6 protein-coding genes are annotated in these 5,183 nt (G+C 53.4%); 1 reads left to right on the plus strand and 5 read right to left on the minus strand.

The features are described 5' to 3' along the window. Window positions 1-400 precede the first annotated feature (400 nt). Window positions 401-1,318 (plus strand): outer membrane protein assembly factor BamD, encoded by a 918-nt coding sequence (bamD, locus tag ACWVCN_RS05545; RefSeq protein WP_455244537.1) that lies wholly within the window; start codon window positions 401-403, stop codon window positions 1,316-1,318. Window positions 1,319-1,415: 97 nt separating this feature from the next. Here the strand turns inward: bamD and ACWVCN_RS05550 are convergent, their stop codons facing one another. From ACWVCN_RS05550 to ACWVCN_RS05570, 5 genes are all read right to left on the minus strand, one after another. Continuing rightward, window positions 1,416-2,162 (minus strand): cytochrome c biogenesis CcdA family protein, encoded by a 747-nt coding sequence (locus tag ACWVCN_RS05550; RefSeq protein WP_455244538.1) that lies wholly within the window; start codon window positions 2,160-2,162, stop codon window positions 1,416-1,418. A gap of 2 nt (window positions 2,163-2,164) precedes the next feature. After that, window positions 2,165-2,701, minus strand: coding sequence for a peroxiredoxin family protein (locus ACWVCN_RS05555; protein WP_455244540.1), 537 nt, complete (start codon window positions 2,699-2,701; stop codon window positions 2,165-2,167). Between the two features lie 11 nt (window positions 2,702-2,712). Next, window positions 2,713-3,369, minus strand: a complete 657-nt coding sequence (locus ACWVCN_RS05560) for a redoxin domain-containing protein (RefSeq protein WP_455244541.1) — start codon at window positions 3,367-3,369, stop codon at window positions 2,713-2,715. 48 nt (window positions 3,370-3,417) lie between these two features. Beyond that, window positions 3,418-4,332, minus strand: coding sequence for a c-type cytochrome biogenesis protein CcsB (gene ccsB, locus ACWVCN_RS05565; RefSeq protein ID WP_455244542.1), 915 nt, complete (start codon window positions 4,330-4,332; stop codon window positions 3,418-3,420). Between the two features lie 81 nt (window positions 4,333-4,413). After that, window positions 4,414-5,183: cytochrome c biogenesis protein ResB (locus tag ACWVCN_RS05570; protein WP_455244543.1), on the minus strand; the 770-nt coding region annotated here is incomplete at its 5' end.

Here is a 5,183-nt window from a genome sequence, read left to right on the forward strand (position 1 = left end):
CGCTCGGCAATCCCTGTCAACCGAGACACTGTCTCCGGATCGATCCCCAAGGCTGCTGCAGCTTCCCGATTGGAGACAACACGCTCCGGCAAATACGACCCTGTCCCCACGATCCTTGTCCGTATCATAGCAACATCACGTCAACCTTTTGCCAGGATCTTCAAAAAGTTCCAACTCATCCGATCAACCGACAGTCCTCGGAGCATCGGGAACGCCTCTCCACGCACTTCATGTCCCAGAACGAAGCAACAGCAAAGCGGAGGGAGTTTTAAACTTTCCTGGCGCGCGCGATTATAGGTCTCACGGGAGTACGGGTCAACTTCAAGCAGAGGAACCGTTGCATTTGGCCGAACCTCTTGCTAAAAAGTGAGAGAGGCTACTTATCATCTTACGGAAACATATGGAATCTCGATCCTACGCCCTTATTTCTGTCCTGCCGTTCGTCATGGTAGGCCTGGTCGTGTTGTCTGCGTGCTCGAGCAACTCAAAAAATTCAGAGGTCAAGGCCAAAAAAGTCCTCAGCGGCACCGACGAATCCATATTCTTCGGAGATGAGATCGAAAAAAATTACGATCCAAACGTCATTATGAAGCGGGGTGAAGCCTTTTTCGATAAGGAGGAGTACGCCGAAGCAATCGTCGAATACAATCACTTTCTCGACCTTCACCGCACGCACATGCTGGCACCCTATGCCGTGTTCCGCATCGGCGAGAGCCAAATGAAACGCGCAAAAGGGATCGAGCGCGACCCAGAACCGGTTCAGAAAGCTATCCAAGCCTTCGAACGGTTGCGGAAGGACTATCCGGGCAATCGCTATGAAGCTCAGGCGGCTCAGAAGATCCAGGAATGCCACGACCTTCTTGCACAATCACATCTGTATGTCGGTCAGTTTTATTACCGAAGAGGGTCGTATCTGGCTGCAGCTCACCGCTTCGAGAAGATTCTCAAGCAGTATCCTGACAAGTCGGTCGCGCCGGAGGCTTTGTATTATCTCGCCCTCAGTTACCACGATCTCGGGGCTGACGATTGGGCCGGCGAGAAACTCGTGCTATTGGCTGAGAAATACCCGAACAGCTCCCATTCCAAGGAAGGCGCAGCATTACTCGCCAAAATCGGGAGTGCCGAACCAGTCATCGTCACCGCAAACGATCCTGAAAGCGCTCCACCCTCAAATGAAACGGGCCGAGCTGGGCAGACGGATCGTCCCGGCATTGAAAACGGTTACACGGCTACAGCTCAACCGGGATCACTCCAAATTCCATCCGCCAATGCGCTTCGTCAGGGATTTGTGAACTGTCGGCTCGGCACCTGGTGCTAAATCGACTGCCTGAAAACTCACAAAGCGTGCTAAGTGTGGAGAAGGAAACTACCGTAAACCACGCTGGTCCTCGTTGGAGCTTCTGACCAGCCGTCCGTTACTGACCCAGATACCAGCCAATCCCGTATCGTTCCAGAAAGCTCGTAATCATCGTCAGTGAATTGGCGTAGATCATCGCCCCGACGACAACGAGTAGCACCCCGCTAACCGTGGAGACACCCCATAAGTAGGCACGAGCCTGCTTAAAATAAGACAGGAAGCGGTCCACACCGAGGGCGGTAAGAAACAACGGCAGGCCAAGCCCGAGCGAGTAGAACGCCAGCAATAAGACACCGTTCATCAAAGAATCGGTCGTACTGGCGTAGAGAAGAATGGTTCCCAATACAGGGCCGACACAGGGAGTCCATCCTGCAGCAAAGGCAATGCCGATAAGAAACGATCCGAGATATCCGACCGGCCGATTGCGAAATTGGAAGCGATGTTCCATTTGAAGAAAATTAATATTCAGCACCCCCAGCAGATAGAGGCCGAACACGATGATGAGCACGCCTCCGATCCGCCGGATATGGTCCTGATACGTAATGAGCATCTGACCGATAAAACTCGCGGACGCGCCAAAAGCGATGAACACGGCCGAAAACCCGGCGATGAAGAGCAGTGCATTGACGATGATGGCCGCTTTGAACTTCGACCGCTCCTCGACATCGGTCAACTGCTCGATCGACAGGCCCGTAATGTAGGAAATGTAGGATGGAACCAGCGGCAGTACACAAGGGGACACAAAAGACAGAAGTCCAGCTGAAAAAGCGGCGATCAGAGAAATCTGGCTGATGGATTGTGACACAATTACGATTTCATGAGCATTTGCACGAGCTGATGGGCCTCCGGAGCCCCCCAGTCACGCGCGCCGAATATCTGCTGACGCACGATCCCACGCCGGTCGACCATGAAGGTCATCGGCAACGTCCGCGCCCCGTACGAGAGCCCTACACGAAAATCGGCATCGTGAAGGATCGGGAAACTCAGGTTGTTTTCCTGCTGAAACGGCCTGGTCACTGTGACGCCTTGGGCATCTGTCGACACCGCGAGAATCTCGAAGTCTTTCCTGGGATATTGCCGGTAGAGTTGCTCCATCGCCGGCATCTCGACACGGCAGGGTCCGCACCACGTGGCCCAGAAATTCACCAACACTACCTTGCCGCGGAAATCGGATAGCGAGACCATCCGGCCGTTCATGTCGCGCAGACGAAAGTCTGGCGCTTCCTGACCCGGCTTGACGACGCCCCTTTGCTGGACAAGGAGTGGCACCCTGTCAGCTGCCGATACCGGCGGCACCAGTGGTACTGAGAGCAGAGCGATCACCGTGAAGATCCTGCTGATCATGCCACCGGAATTCATCCTGGACGCTCCACGGTTTCTCTGGATCCGGTTTCAACGGCCTTCGGCGTCACATTGAGCAACCTCGTCAGCACTTGCAGACTGTCAAGCCTCGTCCAATCTCTTGGACCAATGACGATTTCCTGAATGATGCCTTGCTGGTCGATGATGAACGTTTCCGGCACACCCATGCGCTTGTACGGCTTGTCAGTCTTTCCCCAGGAATCGACCAGGACGGGAAACGTAAGGTTCATCCCCTTCACAAACGGGGGAATATCCTTCGTCGTCGTTACGCGATCGATACTCACGGCGAGAATGACCAGGCCGTCCTTCTCGAAGTTCTTGTTCAACACCTCCATCGACGGCATTTCTTCACGGCAAGGTTTGCACCAGGTCGCCCAAAAGTTCAGGAAGACCACCTTGCCCCGAAAATCGGACAACCGATAGGGCTTGTCGTTAAGATCGTAGAGCGAAAAGTCCGGTGCCGGTTTCCCGACCGCCAACGGCTCATACTTGGCACTCTGAAGCCACACAATCGTGAAGACAGCCACGAAGATGGCTGCGCCAACGGCGAAGATCAGGAGGCGGGAGATACCTTTGGCCGGAATAACCTGCGGCGTTATCGATTGATCAGCCATTAGGATCTTGTGAAGTAAGTCCGCGTCGTCTGGCACAAGAGCGGCTCCTTGCCCTTTGTCCCGCGCCATTAGCCTACAACTTGACTATGCGTAGGCGTGCAGACCCGATAACAGAAAATTCACTCCCCAGAAACAAAAGATCACCATCAAAAACCCGAACACGGCATAGATCGCCGCTCGCCGACCTTCCCACCCCCGTGTCATGCGGGCGTGAATGTAAGCCCCATAGATCAGCCATACGATCAACGACCAGGTTTCTTTCGGATCCCAACTCCAATACCCGCCCCATGCATAATTCGCCCACATCGCGCCGAGAATGATGCCAAAAGCGAGTAGCGGGAACCCGATCATAATGGCTTTGTATCCCAGCTCATCGATGGTTTCGAGATCCGGGAATGAGGCATAGAAGCGAGACTTACTGCCGCGCAACTCTGCACGTTCTTTGAAAAGATACATGACGCCCAGCCCACCAGCCATTGCAAAGGCTGCATAGCTGGTCAAGGTCACGGACACATGGATATAGATCCAGTAACTGTTCAGCGCCGGCACCAGCGGCTCGGCCGTCTGATACCGATAGGGGAGCAACGATGCCGCGCCCATGGCAATAAAGCCTATTCCAACGACGAACGCCCCTATCGCCTTTATTTTGTAACGAAATTCGAGCAGCACATAGCCGAGAATGATCGCCCAAGATACATAGGCCATCGCTTCAAATTGGTTCGACCATGGGGCAAAGGTTCCGGAATGCTGGAGTCGCTCAAAGGCCCTGGTAAATAGCGCTCCCGTGTTCACTATCCACCCGAACACCGTCACCAATGTTGCGACCTGCCCCAGCTGCGTTGCCCAGGCACCGTCCCTTTCGTCGAAATTCTCGATCGGATGACCGGCAGGAGCGAACACCATCGTCGGACGGCGAGCAAACAGGTAGGCGATATAGAGGGTCAGGGAAGCAAGATAAAGCCAAAACGTCATGTCGAATAGAAAGAGTGAAGTGGCCATTGAAACCTCCGTCGATCAATCCGGCCTAACCGACTATTGTGGTATCATACCGAACATAAGCCGGGTTTGGCCACCCATCGGCTACACCGAAAACGTTCTAATTTTTTCCGTAACCTTCCGGAATTCCTTCTGAAAATCGATCTGGCTCTTGTGGGTCGTCCCCCCGATATGCACGGCCACCTTGTCACCGCTCGGAATGATCTTGGTCCATAATCTGCGATGATAGATGAATGACGAGAGAGTGATGCCCACCACCATCATCGTAGAACCGAGCCAGACGATATTGATGCCAGGATTCTTTGCAATCTGCAGACCCGTGTATTTTTTCGGCTTATAGCCAATTAACTCGAACTGGTATTTCGAGCCCTTGATGTCGAACAAGTCCGGGAATTGATAAAAGATCCAGGGAGTCGCTTGAACCGTACTCGATTCGTTAACGGCAAGCTTGATCGCCGGATTCGCGTGTTCAATGGTCTTGGAATAGACCTTCTTCTCGGTCGAATTGAAGGCGAAGTCCGCCACGAAATCGGTAATTGCCAGCTTGAGGTTCAGATCCGGCAGCGTCTCTTCTTTCTGCCATTCCAAATCGATCGTCTTGATCACCTTATCTGTTTCTTTGTCCTTGACGTTCACCCGCGCCACTTCGATTTGATCCCACGCATCGCCGTAGCTGGACTGATAAAACCAGATCCCTTTATAGACGAGGGGATCGTTCACGGTGATAGTTTTCGTCATCTTGGGCTGCCCGCCTTCGACGACTGTCAGCGTACTGTTATAGGATTTCACTGAGCCGTTCTCGTGGTAGTCGATCCAGAACTTATCAACCTTCAAATCGAAATTCCCGCGCGGAA

The sequence above is a fragment of the Petrachloros mirabilis genome (genome assembly GCF_975968855.1).

Excerpts from the sequence above, each read along its gene's own strand:
- bamD (WP_455244537.1), top strand. The coding sequence starts at position 401 with ATGGAATCTCGATCCTACGCCCTTATTTCTGTCCTGCCGTTCGTCATG.
- ACWVCN_RS05555 (WP_455244540.1), bottom strand. The coding sequence starts at position 2,701 with ATGATCAGCAGGATCTTCACGGTGATCGCTCTGCTCTCAGTACCACTG.
- ccsB (WP_455244542.1), bottom strand. The coding sequence starts at position 4,332 with ATGGCCACTTCACTCTTTCTATTCGACATGACGTTTTGGCTTTATCTT.